This is a genomic window from Pseudoxanthomonas sp. PXM02, assembly GCF_014851805.1.
Lineage (GTDB): Bacteria > Pseudomonadota > Gammaproteobacteria > Xanthomonadales > Xanthomonadaceae > Pseudoxanthomonas_A.
Genome location: NZ_JACVAK010000001.1, coordinates 1,516,881 through 1,531,524, shown reverse-complemented (window position 1 = coordinate 1,531,524; position 14,644 = coordinate 1,516,881). Strand labels below are relative to the sequence as shown.

The window sequence follows — 14,644 nt, the reverse complement described above, 5'->3', positions numbered from 1 at the left end:
GCGCACCTCAGCGGAGGGGAGGGAAGCGCACGGCGAGCAGGAGAAGAAATGCGGGATCATGCGGAAAGGGTGACGGTGCGGGCGTATGCGGTCAACCTCGCGGGCCGCATCAGGGCTCGAACGGATGCGCCTTGCCGCACGCCACGACGTGGTTGTAGTCGCTGGACATGCACTGGTAGAAATCGCGCCGCGTGCCCGTGGCGGCCTCGCAGTCCGGTACGGTCAATACGCCCAGCAGCGACTGCAGGGCGGGCGCCATGGCTTCGTAGGCGGCCTGGGTCATGTAGCCGTCCCGCCGGTTCTTTTCGGCGACCTCAAGCATCGTTTCCACGCCATGGCGCGCATTGTCCACGGCCTTGCCGCAGGCCAGCGTCGCGTCCACTTCCTGCACCTGCGCCAGGTGCTCCGCGATCGCGACGACGTCCGCCTGGACGTTCGCAGGCAGGGTGCGCGGTGGCGGTGCATCGCGGCCATGCGCGCCAGTGGCGAGCGACAGAAGGCCGGCGACAGCAACGATGCGGAGTGGGTGCCGGCGTGCGCGCATCGTGTGTTCCATGGTGCGGATTTGATGTCTGTTTGAAGTGGAAGGCGAGATTCTAAGGTGCAGGGAGCTTGTGATGTGTTGCCCGACCTTGCCAGAATGCCGTGGGGACGGATCCTTCGCGGGTGGGGAGCATGGCGCGTTGTGTCCGGGATGCCCGCTACTTCCACTATGTGAGGACCACATGACCAACAAGCTACTTGCCGCCATCGCGTTCGCCCTGGCGAGCGTGGCGCCCGCGGCCATCGCGGGTGAATGCGAGGACAACTTCAGCAAGTCCGGCAGCATCTTCTCCGGCACCGATTTCTCCAGCCGCGTCACCGTGCCCGACCAGTCGGTGAAGGATGCGATGGCGCAGATGCGCGGCATCATGATCGGCGAGAAGATGGACGTGATCACCGAAGACGTCGAAACCGGCGCGATGCTCGTCGAGCAGCGCTCCACCGGCACCACCCGCGCGATCCCGACGCTGATCAATGTCAGCGAGGAAGGCAGTGCGGCGGTGGTGCAGATGACGGTGAAGACCGAGAAGGGCCAACTGGCCAAGCAGGACGCGATGCGTCCGTACATGTGCGAGATCCTGGCCAAGCTCAAGGGTGGCAAGGAAGGTCGTACGGCGGCGGCACAAGGCGCGAAAACGCAGAACAACGCCGACGTGACCGTGAAGGACGTGTACGTGTTCTCGCGCGAGATCGCGCGCGAGGCCAAGGGCAACGCGGTGGCGGTGACCGCACGCCACAAGGGACGCAACTACGCGCTGCGTGGTCGTGTGGACTACGTGCAGGAGGATGGCGAGGACTACAACGTCTCGTTCGAGATTCCGCAGCCCGGCTCCGGTCTGCTGCAGGTGCCTGGCGACAACGAGCCGCGCGTGGGCGTGGCCTGCCTGTTCAAGCCGAACCAGCTGGCCAACGTGCTGACCTTCCGCAAGGGCGACCGGGTCGTGTTCAAGGGGCAGTTCCTGCGTTACGACGATTTCAAGCGGGTGCTGTGGCTGCAGAACTGCGTGCAGACGCGCTGAGGCCAAGGCCCTCGAACCATTGCCGCCTTGAGCGGAACGAAAAAGGGCGCCCCAGGGCGCCCTTTTTTTGCCTTTCGGCATGAGGAACGTCAGGCCATCCCGTCAACTGTCCTGGCGACGGAACACGCCGACGTTGGTGTAGCTGCGTCCATCGCTGAGGTGGCCGCGCATGCGGATCACCAGGGTATCGGCGTCGACCAGTTCGCGCTCCGACCACTGTACTTCCTGGCCGTCATGCCACGTGGTGGAGTGCAGCTGCGTGGGCGATACCGATTCGAAACTCAATGCATCCGCATGCGGAGTGCCGTGATAGGGATAAGGCGTGCCGTCGGCGCGCCCATCGAACGCCGCCCGATGGCGCTTGCCGTTCCTGCCGAACCATTCCGAGGCGATCGACAGTGCGCCGTCATCCGCACAGTCCAGACGGTAATGTCCGCGGCGGGGCGCGTGCCCCAGCTGGTAGTCGCATTGTTCGGGCAACAGCTGCCAGATGCCGGAGAACGCGGTGGCTGCATGGATCGTCATCTGCACTCCTTGTGCGGAAAACCGATGTGGGAAAGAGGCCACCATGCTAGCGAGAGCGGCGGGTGGGCTGGCTGCTAACGCCGTCTCACTTCCGTGCGTCCGCGTCACATCGGATGCGGTACGTGACCGGGTGCCGTCTTGAATGTGACGCGGAATGCGACGGACGACACAAGTACGAGTTGCACTGGGTAGCAGGGGATGCCGTTCGCATCTGTGTGGAGTTCCCGATCGATGGCGGAGGGCATTACGACCGTGCTTCCTGAAGGGCAAGCGTCACTTCCCGTCGCAGCAGGGCGGGTCATCGATCTCATCATCGTCTGCAGGTGCAGGGACGGCACCGGCAAGCCAGGGGCGCGCGTCGAGGGTATGGTCCAGGACATCGGTGACGAGCAACTGGACCAGGGCGTCATGGACGGCGGGGTCGACCGTCCGGAGGGTGGCCAGGGCCTGCGCCTGCTCCTCGTCCCCCATCTCGGAGTAGGTGTCGAACAGGAGCATCGCGAGGGCCCTGGCCTGCTTCATCGCGACGGCTTCGCAAAGAAGGTGGCGTTGGCCGGTGCGCCTTGCCGCATGGCACGGCAGTAGGCGAGAGGGCGCGAAGGGCGGGGAAGATATCGGGGCACATCAGGGCACTTCGGATATCGAATGTGATACCGGACATGCCCGCCGCTACCAAGCGGCGCTGGACTCAGAGCGGGTCAGGCAACTCGCCGTCGCCCAGATGGCTGAACAGGAACGCCCGGGCTTTACGCCAGTCACGGCGCACGGTGCGTTCGGTCACTTTGAGGACCCCGGCGATTTCCAGTTCGCTGAGACCGCCGAAGTAGCGCATCTCGACCACTTGCGCCAGCCGGGCATCCAGGTTGGCCAGGTCGTTCAGGGCCTGGTCGAGGATCAGCAGCTGTTCCAGCCGGGAGCTCTGGCCGGGCTCGGTGCTCTCGTCCAGCGGCAACAGGTCCATGCCTTCGCCGCGCTTCTCGGCGAGTGCGCGGCGGACCTCATCCAGCAGGACGAAGCGCATGGCGCGGGCGACCAGGGCCACCAGATGGGCACGGTTCTCCACGCTGAAATCGGCGCTGGCGAGCTTCAGCCATGTCTCGCTGATCAGCGAGGTCGGCGAGCGGACATGGCCCCGCCGCTGCTGCCGGATCTGCGAGCGGGCGATCTGGTGCAGGTCCCTGTACAGGAGCGCGTAAATGCGGTTCCACGCACCCGGCTGCCCGTTCTGGACCTCGTTCAGCAACTGGGTGACCGAGTCCGGGTCTGGGGGGGGGATCGACCCGACGTCGAGGGCGCCCGGCAGGTCGGTTCCCGCGGGCCACGTCCCCCCGATGTCTTGCTTGCCGGTCATGTCCGGAATGTGCCTGTCATCACGATCTTGTCCCTTGCATATATGACCCCTCCGGCGATTTTCATGCAAGCCGTAACGCCGGCTTCGCGGGATTGATTGCCGGAACGCAAGGAGTCACGGGGCGCTGGGAAGGGATGGAAGAGGTGTACAGGAACGCGACGGCCACAAGAGGATGTCATGCGGAGTTTGAAGAGTGTGGGTGGTGGGGCGGCAAAGGGGATTGAGGCAGCAGCGCATCGGAGGCCGGCACATGGGAAGTGATGCCGCGCTGCGTAGTGAAGAGGAAGCAGCGGGCGCGCGCGTCGAGTTGCCGGCGACGACGGCACCGTCCGCCACCGCGGCCACGCCACACGGCATCGGGCCGCGTGCGTTGAGCCAGTGGCCGATCATGCAACGGCTTACGCCGGAAGAATGGAAGCAACTGATGCAGGCATTGCCCGGTCGCGTGGGGGCCCGGGCGCGCCATGGTGGCAACGCGCGCCGCTTCATCGAGGCCGTCCTGTGGGTCGCACAGACCGGTGCCTATTGGTCGGACCTGCCCCCCGAATTCGGCTCTTGGCACGGCATCTACGTGCGCTTCATCCGCTGGGCGCAGGACGGCAACTGGGCGCAGGTCCTGGCGCATTTCGATCCACAGGACCCGCGCGCGCTGGACCTGAATGCGCTGATCCAGCGCTATCTGCTCCGCAACAACACCAAGTACCTCAGTCGCGCGATGCGGGCGTCCTGACGATGTCCTGCTCCCCGTGCCCTGATGCGAAGGCTAGGGGCAGGTTATTTAAAAGCGAGGTGGCTCGGCGCTGCCCGGATCCGGCCTCTCGCACACCGCTACCCGCTGGTGTTCCCCTGCCGGCGGCTAGGTGGGGCACTCCAACCCCAAGGAGTGCACCCATGCCGTCCATGCCCGACACATGGCCGGCTTCGCGCTCACGCGCCGGAGGGGGAGGTGCAACGCCTCCCCCTCTTTTTGTTTGGATGGCGCGACGAATCACTGACGTTCCACGCCGCGAGGCTTAACACCGGGTCACCTATCCTCGGGTTCCCTGTCACTGCATGCAGGAGTTCCCATGACCACGCATGTCTTCACCGCGCAGGATGCTTCCGGCCGTCGCTGCCGCATCCAGGTGAACCGGGCCGATGATGCCGAGGCCGCGCACGGCAAGGCGGCGCAAGCGCCCACCTATGTGCTCGAAGATGGCAGCCACGTGCGCCGCGTCGACAACGACACCTTCCAGATCCTCGGAACCGGTGCCTACGTCACTCGCGTAGCGGACTGAGCAGGAGCGCGCGGGCCGCGGCCAGCGATCCGGCAGTCACGTCAGTACACCGCCGCCGCGTGCAGCGGCGCAACGTGCTCCCAGGCATCGCGTGCGTGCAGGAAGCCGAGTTCCACCAGCACGCCCGTGCCGACAACCACCGCGCCCTGCTGTTCGACCAGCTGCACGCCGGCCTTCAGCGTGCCGCCGGTCGCCAGCACGTCGTCGATCACGATGACGCGTGCGCCGGCCGGCATCGCGTCCGCGTGTATCTCAAGCCGGTCGCGCCCGTACTCCAGTCCGTATTCCAGCGACAGCGTGTGTCCCGGCAGCTTGCCCGGCTTGCGCACGGGGACGAAGCCGACATCGAGTTCGCGTGCGAGCGCAGCACCCAGAATGAATCCGCGCGCTTCGATGCCCACGACGGCATCGAGCGCCACGCCGCGCCAGGGTTCCGCCATTGCGGCGATTGCGCCCGCGAAAGCCTCCGCGTCCGCCAGCACCGGCGTGATGTCCTTGAACAGGATGCCGGGCTTCGGGAAATCGGGGATATCGCGGAGCAGGTCGGTCCAGGCAGGCATGGGGCAACTCGAAGACGGGGGGCGCTGATGCTACCCCAGGCGGCCTGCCCGAGCGCTTCGAGCGCGCCTCCGCTGGGATGCACTCTCCCGCGATGACCGGCTAATCAATGTCCGCGCAGGCGCCTATCCTCACGCACCACTCTCCAGGAACGCCCTCCATGAGCGCAGCGCTGTCGATGTACCAGGTTTCCGTCCCCGTCTTCCTGCGCGCGCTGGGCAACCTGCGCCATGTGTTGGAGAAGGGAGAGGCGCATGCCCGCGAGCGTGGCGACGATCCCGCCGTCCTCCTGCAGGCGCGCCTGTACGAGGACATGCTGCCGCTGGTGCGGCAGGTGCAGATCGCGACCGACACCGCGAAGTTCGGCGCTGCGCGCCTGGCCGGGCTGGAGTCGCCGCGTTTCGAGGACACTGAAACCACGTTCGACGAACTCTACGCCCGCCTCGATGCGGTCTCGGACTACCTGCGCACGTTCGACGAAGCGGCACTGCAAGGCAGCGAGACGCGCGCGGTCACCCTGTCCACGCGTACGCGCGGCGACCTGCAGTTCGACGGTCGCGGCTACCTGTTCGGATTCGCGCTGCCGAACCTGTTCTTCCACGTCACCACGGCGTACGCGATCCTGCGCCACAACGGTGTGCCGCTCGGCAAGGTGGACTACCTGGGTCAGTGAGGCGGCTCATGCCAGCCCCTGCGCCGGCAGCGGCCAGGCAGGGGCGGGTGCATCAGCGGCCACCAGGTCGCCGCGCCACTTCCGCATCGCGGTGTCCGCCATCGCATAGCCCCAGTTGACCAGTCGCTCGTCCATGCCGGCGTCGAAGGGCGCCAGCCGCGTGGCGATGCGCCGCAATGGCTGCGACTTCTCTTTCTTCACCGGCATGGCGTCGTCGAAGCGGTAGTCCTCGACGTCGCTGGCGACGCCCCAGTACGCGCCCATCACATGTCCGGGTGTACCCGCCTCTTGGTTGAAGCGCGAGAGCAGCCAGCGCTTCCGCAGGCCACGCGACTGGTCGGTGGCGATCTCCATCGCGGCGTTGACGAGCGAGAACCAGTCGGTCTTCACCTCCGCGTCTTCCACGTAGGGCGCGCCGGCATCGCTGACCAGCACGTAGTCGTAGCGCTTCATCCAGACGGGCTCCAATCCCAGGTTGTCGTACGCACCGCCGTCAGTCAGGTGCAGCGTCGCGGGCGCGCCCGCACCCGTGGCGCGACGGTGCGAGGACAGGCGCCACAACGCCGGATCCAGCGTCAGATCCATGGGCGACAGGAACGGCGGGAATGCGCTCGAGGCTGCCACCGCTTCGCACAGGGTGGCGACATACGGATGCTCGCCCACGCGATAGTCGCTGACGCCATCCCGTTCCAGATAGACCTGCCGCCCGGTCGACAGGTTGGTGGCGCAGAAGGTGAAGCGCGGCGCGACCGGCAACTGGTCGAGTCGGGGGTTGTCGCGGAAAAGATGCTTCCGATAGGCACCGATCAATGTCTCGTTGACGCTCTTGAAAGGGTTGAGGACGCCGCCGATGATCGTGCCGGTGTCGATCCTTTCCTTGCAGAACGCCAGGATGCGCGCTTCGATGCGTCGCGCGCGATCGCGTGCATCGCCGCCAGGATGCGTGCGCAGATCATCGGCCCATACGCCCGCCGCGATGGCACCACCGGATACCGCCGACACGTGCGTGACGCGGTCGAGCACACCCAGTTCCGCCAGGCGACGCAGCGCGCCGGCATGGAACAGCGTGGCGCGGTAGCCGCCGCCGGAAAGACTCAACGCGATCGTGGGGGACATGCGGGCCTCGCAGGGCAGGAACAGGAGGGAAGTGTCGCTGACGCAGGTCTCGCGCGTTGCGACCTGTACGAGGGCAACGCGACGGGGTGCGCACTGCGGACAGCGTGCGTGCGACTCGCGACTACATGCATGTATGTCGTGAGCGGTTGGCCGATGGCCCAACGGGCGCGCGTTGGCTGGGTTGCAGGGGCAGACAAGGGCGGGCGCCGTCGATTCGATGGCGACGCCTTGCAGGGAGCGCGCGTTGAGCGTCCTGACCGACCAGATCCAGAAGGCACTCGAGCGCGACGCCGGGGTCGACGTCAGGAAGATCGCGTCCAGCAGCCGCGATGCGCCCCCCGACGAAATCGCCACCGAGCGGCAGAAGGCGGAGCGGTTGCGTTTCCTGCGCGACAGTCTCGGCGATGCGGGCGAAGCCAGGCGCGTCTACGAACGCATCATCCACGGCAACGAGATCCAGCCGGTCAACTATCTGGCGAAGGGCGCCAGGGTGGCCGATGCGGTCGCCAGGATTGCCATCCGTGATGGCGCCGGCCGGTTGCGTGGCTGGGGCACCGGATTCCTGATCGCCCCCGGGGTGCTGATCACCAATCACCATGTGTTGCCGGAAGCGGCGATCGCCGCCACGTCGCAGGCCAATTTCCTCTATCAGGCCGATCTGCATGACCGCCCGATGGCGCCGCAGGTATTCGCGCTGGAACCGTCGCGCCTGTTCTTCGCCGACGAAGCGTTGGACTTCGCCGTCGTGGCGGTGGCGGCGCGGTCGGACAACGCCGACTCGGAATTGCATGAGTTCGGTTTCCTGCCGCTGATCGGCGCCACGGGCAAGGTGGCCGACGGTGAATGGCTGACCGTCGTGCAGCATCCCAATGGTGAGCGCAAGCAGTTGTGCGTGCGCGAGAACAAGTTGCTGAAGCGCACGGAAGACGTGCTCTGGTACTCCACCGACACACTGGGCGGATCGTCTGGATCGCCGGTGTTCAACAACGACTGGCACGTGGTGGCGTTGCACCACTCCGGCATTCCGGAGATGCACGACGGCCAGATGCTGACGCACGACGGACAAGCCTTCGATCCCGCGCGCCATGCCGAATCGGACATCAAGTGGATCGCCAACGAGGGCATCCGCATATCGCGCATCGTCGACACACTGCGCGGTGCATTGCCCGACCACCCGCTGCTGCAGCCGATGCTGCGCGCCGATCCCGACTACACGCGGCTGCAACTCGATGCTGCCGCACCCTTACCGCCCACTTTCGACGAACCCAGGGAGTCCGCCATGACCACGTCGTCATCCCGCTACATCAACGTGATGCTGGAAGTGGATCCGCGCGGCACGGTCAGCATCGCCCGACAGGGCGCCCGTGCCGAGGAGTCTGCTCCATCTTGGCAGGAGGCGCGTCGCCGGCCCGAAGCGCCCGCGTCGGAGCGCGAACTTCCCTTCGACGACGGTTACGCCAATCGCAAGGGCTACCGCGCGGACTTCCTTGGGCGGGACGAACGCCTGGTGCCGCTGCCCCGGTTGTCGGACGCGCTGCAGGCCGCCGCCGCCAAACTGATCGTGCAGAAAACCGGCGCCAAGGATGACTGCGTATTGAAGTACCACAACTTCAGCGTGGTCATGCATGCCGAACGGCGTTTCGCCATCTACACGGCGGCCAACCTGGATGCCGCGAACCGTTACCACATGACGCGCCCGGCCGATGTCTGGCGTTTCGATCCGCGCATTCCCGAGAAGGCGCAGGTGGGCAACTTCTACTACCGCAACAACCGGTTCGACCGCGGGCATCTGACCCGCCGTGAGGACCTGGAGTACGGGCCGACGCGCAAGGACGCCCTGCTGTCCGCGGCCGACACCTGTCACTGGACCAACTGCACGCCGCAACACGAGCGGTTCAACAAGAACCACGAGCTGTGGCATGGCCTTGAGCGCTACATCCTGGAGGAGACCGCGGGCGAGGACGACGACCTGCGCGTGCAGGTCTTCACGGGCCCGCTGCTTGAAGAAGACGATCCCGTCTACGACGCCTTCCCGAAGATCCAGTATCCGGTGCGCTTCTGGAAAGTGGTGGTGGCCAAGCGCCGGGACGGGAAGTTGTCGGCCACGGCCTATCTGCTGGACCAGAGCGACGTCATCGCCGAACACGGTATCGAAGCGGCACCGCAGGCGCCCTACGGCGCGTACGGCACCTTCCAGGTCAAGGTCTCTGAGATCGAACGCCTCACCGATCTCCAGTTCGGCTATGGCAAGGCGGGCCTGCTGCGGAATCTCGATCCTCTGGAGGTGCTGCGTCGTCGCACGTCACGCAGCCGGGTGCGCATGCAGGAATCGGCGATCGCCAGTGGACAGCCTGCAGGCTATCTGGCGCTGGACGGACTGGCGTCGATCATCCTGGACGATTGAGCTCCCTGTAAGGAGGTGCGCGACATGGACAGGAGCCTGCAACACCATCGCTGCTGGAGGCTGCTGTGTGCAGGGTGGCTGATACTGCTGTGGGCGGTGCCCGCGTGGGCGATTGCGCCGGAGGCCGACGGCACGCAATCACCCACCGATCCATCGTCGACGTCAGCGGGCAGTGTGGTCTACCGGCAGTTCGATCCCGACGCCGATGTCGTCGAGGCGTATGCGCGCGTATCGGAGGTGTCGTTCGCCATGGCCAGCGTGCCCGACCCGCGCGTGCCGCGGCATCGGCGCATGTACGACCTGAGTGTCAGCGCGATCATGCAGGGCATGCAGGACCAGGGGTATTCGCTAGACCGCTACAGCTTCCCATGGCAAAGCGTGTTGTCCGGCGATGGCGCGTCGACGGTCCAGGCCACTGATGACTGCAGCTTCGGCATCATGCTGTTCCGGCGCGATCCATGGCGAAAGGATCTGCGGCAGGCAGGCGTGCCCGCGGCACCCTCGCTGCGCGCACTCTACGTCGTGCCGGAAACCGCGACCTACGGCATACCGTTGGCATCCGCACACGCAGCCGCGCGACGCATCCTGGCCCAGACGCTTTCCTCCGTTTCGCTGCCCGCGCCTTGCCCGGCGCCGGAAGAACAGGAGACCGCCGAGTCGACCTCCGGCAATGGCGTGATCAACGAGGTGTCCACACCGCCACGGATGATGGGGCGGCTTTCGATCCATGACCTGTGCGGCGCGTCACCGCACCTGCTCTTCTCCGGGCCGCACTTTTCCGGATCGCTGGAGTCGTTGTTGCAACTCAATGCGCTGGTGGTGAAAGACGGTGCGCCGCCGTTGTGCGCCATTTCGCCGTCGGCGACCGCGAGTTCCAACCGCCATGCCGATGGGGGAAGCCGTGGATTGCGCTTCCGCTCGATGGCGGTGGATGACGACACCAAACTCGCTGCGCTGTGGACCCTGGCGGAGCGTATCGGAACGCGCAGGACGGCGTCCGGTATCGCGATCCTGCACGACACCACCCTGTTCGGTGGCGAAGTCTGTCCGACCCTGGCCTCCTTGGGGTCGGCAAGTACGCCGATCTGCGATCCTGCACCGAAGGACGCGGCAACTGCACGCCTCTGCCTGTGCGCACGCTCCCACCAGATTTCGTATCCCTCCAACATCGCCGACATACGCGCGGCGCTGCAGCCGGACACGGAGGGCGACACGTCGCTGACACGCAAGGTGGCGCTGGGGAAGTACCTGCCGCTGGACCATGGGGCCGGCAACGGCAGCGAATTCCCCGACGGCCGGCAGTCCAAACTGACGGCCGCCGGCGGCTATCTCCAGCTCCAGCGCACGATGAACGTGCTGAAGAACCTCGATCCGCAACTGGTCATCGTGGTCGGGACCGACGTGCGCGACAGGATGTTCCTGTTCGAGCAGCTGCGCGAAGCATTGCCAAGCGCGCAGCTCGCCGACCTGGAAGCCGACACGCTGAGTGCACATCCCCAGTACATCCACGCCACACGCGGGGCGGTACTGATGGCGTCCGAACGTATTACCTGGTTCACCGCGGCACCCGCGGGCGGCATCAACATGGCGGTGGGCGCCACCGATACCCAGGTCCTGCAGCGTGCACTCGTGCGCGGTATCGATGTTGGTGGACCAGAAAGCAAGCGCACGCCGCTGCCCAAGTGCGCATCTTCGCTAGACCGCCCGCCCGTGATGCACGTGGTAGGGCGCAAGGCCGTACTACCCGTGATCTGTCCCGGCAAGAAAGAACGCTATCTGCGTTTGTACGCAGCGCCCGCGCTGGCGTTGGCTTCGTTCGGACTTTTGCTGCTGACCGCACCGATCGCGCGGGCCGTGCGGGTGGGGGAACGGCCTTCTGTCTGGTGGACTACCGGCTACCGGCACCTGCGAAATGCCGTCGGCGGCTACGACCCGGCGTTCAATCCGCGCACCGTATGGGCACTACTGGCGTTGGCGGCCATGCTGGCGATGGCCGCCGTGCTCGGCAATCGTGTGTTGGCCGCCATCGCCGTGGTGGTCGGGCCGGCCTACTGCTGGGCCATCGCCTATCTGGCGGGCGCGTTCGACACCCTGGGTGGTCCGGGTCCACGGCACGCGCGACCGGCCTACCTCCGCGCGATGGCTGGCCATGGACTGGCGGCCGTTGCCCTGTTGCTGGCCGCGACGGCGGTGGCGTTGTGGATCGGGGCCGACGCATTCGGCCAGGCGGTGATGGTGCGGCTGGGCTTCGCCGCTGGGTACGGCATGGCGCTGTGCATCGCGGTGATGCTGGCGGTGCTTCTGCTGTTGCTGGCAGACAGCGCGCTGACGGTCGCGCGAGGCGCGTCGCGCCGCAATGCCGGCGTCGTGGTACAGGCGCTCGGACTGGGCGATGACTCCGACGAGCGGCTGCGCTTGCGGCGGATGTTCCAGTGTTCGTTGTTTCCGCTCTCACCGCTGATGGCGGTGGGTGCAATCGCGCTGGTGCTGTGCGTGCTGTATGCGGTGCCGGTGAAGCTGACGCTTTTCGGCAAGGCCGCGTCGGTGCTGGCGCTGGTCTGCATGATCGCGATGAGCTACGTGTCGTTGCTGTTCCTGGTCACCGCGATCCGCATGCGGCAGCGCGCACACCGGATCGCGGCCTTGTTGAGGGACACGGTACGCGCGGCTGAAGCGGTGGAGGAAGGCGACAGTGAGGCGGTCGGCCTGTGGCCACCGGCATCGACGGCGGGCGTGCGCTTTGCCAGCACGCCGGCCGTGGCGCGTGTGCAGGATGGAGGACGCCAGGCCGTCCATCTGCTGACACCTGCGGGCCGCCCGGACTTCGCGCGCGCGTTGGCGCCGCTGACGACGCCCACCGCTGGCAGTGCCGCGAGCGCATTGCCACGCGACGCGCGGCTCGCCCTGTACGTCCTCCTGGCCAGCGAGGTATCGCTGGTGCGATGGGCGACGTTCTGCGGCGTGGCGTCCTGCCTGGCCGTGACCGGCTTCGTCTACCTGTTCCCTGTCTCGGGGGCGGATGCCTTCATCCTGTTCAACCTGGCGGTGCTGGTCCTGACCGGCGCGTTTGCCGGACACACGGCGATGTCGTTCGAGCGCAATGACGTGATGAGCAACCTGCTGTGCAATCGCAGTGCAAAGATGGAATGGTCCGGCACACTGTTCAACTACATCGCCGTGCCGTTCCTGGTGCTGGCCATCGTCATCGCCATCACCCAGATCCCGGGCGTGATCAATCTTGGCGGCGGCATGTTCGATTCCACCCTGAACCAGTTGGCCAGGACCGTGTTCGGTGGCCTGTGATGGCAATCAGTGTCAGGCGGCGCACTCGCGCGCGCGCGCCAGCAGCAGGGCCTGCTCGCGTGCATTGCGCGTCAGCGCGGCGGCACGCTCGAACTCCAGGCGTGCTTCGTCGCGACGATCCAGCTTGAACAGCAGGTCGCCGCGCACGCTGGGCAGCAGGTGGTACTGCTTCATTGCCGGCTCTTCCATCAGGCGGTCGACCAGGGGCAGTGCGCTGGCCGGCCCGGTCGCCATCGACACGGCGACGGCGCGATTGAGTTCGACCACCGGCGACGGATGCACCTGCGCCAGCGCCGCGTACAGGGTCGCGATGCGGTTCCAGTCGGTGGCGTCGGCGGTGTGCGCACGCGCATGGCAGGCGGCAATCGCGGCCTGCAGCGCGTAGGGACCGAATGCACCGCCCAAGCGTTCGGCACGTGCCAGCGCGTCGAAGCCACGCTGGATCAGCAGGCGATCCCAGCGACCACGATCCTGGTCCAGTAGCAGCACCGGCGCGCCTTCCCTGTCGACACGCGCGGGCAGTCTTGACGCCTGGATCTCCATCAGCGCGAGCAGTCCATGCACCTCCGGCTCGCGCGATGCCAGCGCGGCCAGCATGCGGCCCAACCTCAGGGCTTCCTCGCATAGCGCCGGACGCATCCAGCCTTCGCCGCTGGTCGCCGAATAGCCCTCGTTGAACACCAGGTAGATCACCCCCAGCACCGACGACAGGCGCTCCTGCAACTCGTCGCCGCGCGGCACTTCGAAGGCCACGTCGGCATCGGCCAGCGTGCGCTTGGCGCGCACGATCCGTTGCGCCACCGTCGGCTCGGAGGTCAGGAATGCGCGCGCGATCTCGTCCGTGGTCAGGCCGCACAGCAGGCGCAGCGTCAGTGCTACGCGCGCGTCCATCGACAGCACCGGATGGCACGACACGAACACCAGCCGCAACAGGTCGTCGTCGATGTCGTGGTCCAGCGCGTCCTCGTCGCGGGCACGGCGCTCCTCGTGTGCGTCGTCCAGCTCGCGCGCGAGTTCCTCGTGCTTGCGGTCGAGCAGCTGCAGCCGGCGCAGGCGATCGATCGCGCGGCGCTTGGCGGTGGTCATCAGCCACGCCCCCGGATTGTCCGGTACGCCGTCACGGGGCCAGGTCTCCAGCGCGGCGACCAGCGCGTCCTGCGCCAGTTCCTCGGCCAGGTCCAGGTCGCGCAGCATGCGGGCGAGGCCGGCGATGACGCGCGCCGATTCGATGCGCCAGACGGCGTCGATCGCGCGATGGGTAGGTGAGCTCGACATGCCGCGCATCAGACCACGGCACTGCGGCGGGCGAAAGCCGCAGTGCAGCGGGCGGGGGCATCAGGGTGGACACGACATCCCCGCGCAGGCATCACGCATCCTTTTCGCAGTTGATCATCCACGGCACGCCGAACTTGTCGACCAGCATGCCGAAGCGCACCGCCCAGAACGTCTGCGTCAGCGGCATGGTCACCTGGCCGCCGGCCGACAGCGCGCCGAAGATGCGCTCTGCATCCTTGATGCTGTCCACCGACAGCGACACCGAACAGCCCTTCACGCCCTCGTAGGGATAGTTGGGATGGTTGTCCGAGCCCATCAGCACGGTCTGTCCGAACATCACGTGCGTATGCATGATCTTCTGCTTGTGTTCGGGCGGGAAATCCTCGCAGCCCTCGGCGCCGTCGAATCGCATCAGCGGCCCCAGCTCGCCGCCGGTCGCTTGCGCATAGAAGGTGAAAGCGGCTTCGCAGTCGCCGTTGAGGATAAGGTAGGGATTGACGTTCATGTCGTGCTCCTTGGGTGGGTAAAGAAGGGGTGCCAAGACAGGGCACCGGGGCGGTCTTCCTGCAGTCGACGAACCGGCAGGTCCGGAATCGACAG

The 14,644-nt window shown here is 66.5% G+C and carries 14 protein-coding genes; 6 read left to right on the top strand and 8 right to left on the bottom strand.

What is annotated here, in order from left to right:
• Positions 1-109: 109 nt before the first annotated feature.
• Complete coding sequence (locus IB225_RS07470) at positions 110-544, bottom strand: hypothetical protein (protein WP_192310544.1); 435 nt, start codon at positions 542-544, stop codon at positions 110-112.
• 181 nt (positions 545-725) lie between these two features.
• Between IB225_RS07470 and IB225_RS07465 the strand changes: the two genes are divergently transcribed.
• Positions 726-1,562, top strand: a complete 837-nt coding sequence (locus tag IB225_RS07465; RefSeq protein WP_192310543.1) for a hypothetical protein — start codon at positions 726-728, stop codon at positions 1,560-1,562.
• 102 nt (positions 1,563-1,664) lie between these two features.
• On the opposite strand, the gene IB225_RS07460 is transcribed toward IB225_RS07465, so the two are convergent.
• The 3 genes from IB225_RS07460 to IB225_RS07450 form a co-directional block, all read right to left on the bottom strand.
• Positions 1,665-2,087: a hypothetical protein gene (locus IB225_RS07460; protein WP_192310542.1), complete on the bottom strand. Its 423-nt coding sequence runs from the start codon at positions 2,085-2,087 to the stop codon at positions 1,665-1,667.
• Positions 2,088-2,360: 273 nt separating this feature from the next.
• On the bottom strand, positions 2,361-2,609 hold the full coding sequence (locus IB225_RS07455) for a hypothetical protein (protein WP_192310541.1): 249 nt from the start codon (positions 2,607-2,609) through the stop codon (positions 2,361-2,363).
• Between the two features lie 166 nt (positions 2,610-2,775).
• The gene (locus tag IB225_RS07450) at positions 2,776-3,438 is read right to left on the bottom strand and encodes an ECF-type sigma factor (RefSeq protein ID WP_192310540.1); all 663 of its coding nucleotides are present in this window, start codon (positions 3,436-3,438) and stop codon (positions 2,776-2,778) included.
• A gap of 250 nt (positions 3,439-3,688) precedes the next feature.
• On the opposite strand from IB225_RS07450, the gene IB225_RS07445 reads away from it, so the two are divergent.
• Together IB225_RS07445 and IB225_RS07440 are read left to right on the top strand one after the other, a co-directional pair.
• Positions 3,689-4,168, top strand: a complete 480-nt coding sequence (locus IB225_RS07445) for a transposase (protein ID WP_192310539.1) — start codon at positions 3,689-3,691, stop codon at positions 4,166-4,168.
• A gap of 337 nt (positions 4,169-4,505) precedes the next feature.
• Positions 4,506-4,715, top strand: coding sequence for a hypothetical protein (locus IB225_RS07440; protein WP_192310538.1), 210 nt, complete (start codon positions 4,506-4,508; stop codon positions 4,713-4,715).
• A gap of 41 nt (positions 4,716-4,756) precedes the next feature.
• Here the strand turns inward: IB225_RS07440 and IB225_RS07435 are convergent, their stop codons facing one another.
• Positions 4,757-5,275, bottom strand: coding sequence for an adenine phosphoribosyltransferase (locus IB225_RS07435; protein WP_192310537.1), 519 nt, complete (start codon positions 5,273-5,275; stop codon positions 4,757-4,759).
• A 158-nt stretch (positions 5,276-5,433) separates the two neighbouring features.
• Between IB225_RS07435 and IB225_RS07430 the strand changes: the two genes are divergently transcribed.
• On the top strand, positions 5,434-5,946 hold the full coding sequence (locus IB225_RS07430) for a DUF1993 domain-containing protein (RefSeq protein ID WP_225583319.1): 513 nt from the start codon (positions 5,434-5,436) through the stop codon (positions 5,944-5,946).
• 6 nt (positions 5,947-5,952) lie between these two features.
• Here the strand turns inward: IB225_RS07430 and IB225_RS07425 are convergent, their stop codons facing one another.
• The gene (locus IB225_RS07425; protein WP_192310536.1) at positions 5,953-7,062 is read right to left on the bottom strand and encodes a patatin-like phospholipase family protein; all 1,110 of its coding nucleotides are present in this window, start codon (positions 7,060-7,062) and stop codon (positions 5,953-5,955) included.
• Positions 7,063-7,306: 244 nt separating this feature from the next.
• On the opposite strand from IB225_RS07425, the gene IB225_RS07420 reads away from it, so the two are divergent.
• Both IB225_RS07420 and IB225_RS07415 read left to right on the top strand, forming a co-directional pair.
• Complete coding sequence (locus IB225_RS07420; protein WP_192310535.1) at positions 7,307-9,466, top strand: DNA/RNA non-specific endonuclease; 2,160 nt, start codon at positions 7,307-7,309, stop codon at positions 9,464-9,466.
• Positions 9,467-9,490: 24 nt separating this feature from the next.
• Positions 9,491-12,769, top strand: a complete 3,279-nt coding sequence (locus IB225_RS07415; RefSeq protein WP_192310534.1) for a hypothetical protein — start codon at positions 9,491-9,493, stop codon at positions 12,767-12,769.
• Positions 12,770-12,781: 12 nt separating this feature from the next.
• On the opposite strand, the gene IB225_RS07410 is transcribed toward IB225_RS07415, so the two are convergent.
• Positions 12,782-14,044, bottom strand: coding sequence for an RNA polymerase sigma factor (locus tag IB225_RS07410; RefSeq protein WP_192310533.1), 1,263 nt, complete (start codon positions 14,042-14,044; stop codon positions 12,782-12,784).
• Between the two features lie 91 nt (positions 14,045-14,135).
• Entirely contained in the window at positions 14,136-14,549 is a 414-nt protein-coding gene (locus IB225_RS07405; protein WP_192310532.1) for a VOC family protein, read from the bottom strand.
• Between the last annotated feature and the right edge of the window lie 95 nt (positions 14,550-14,644).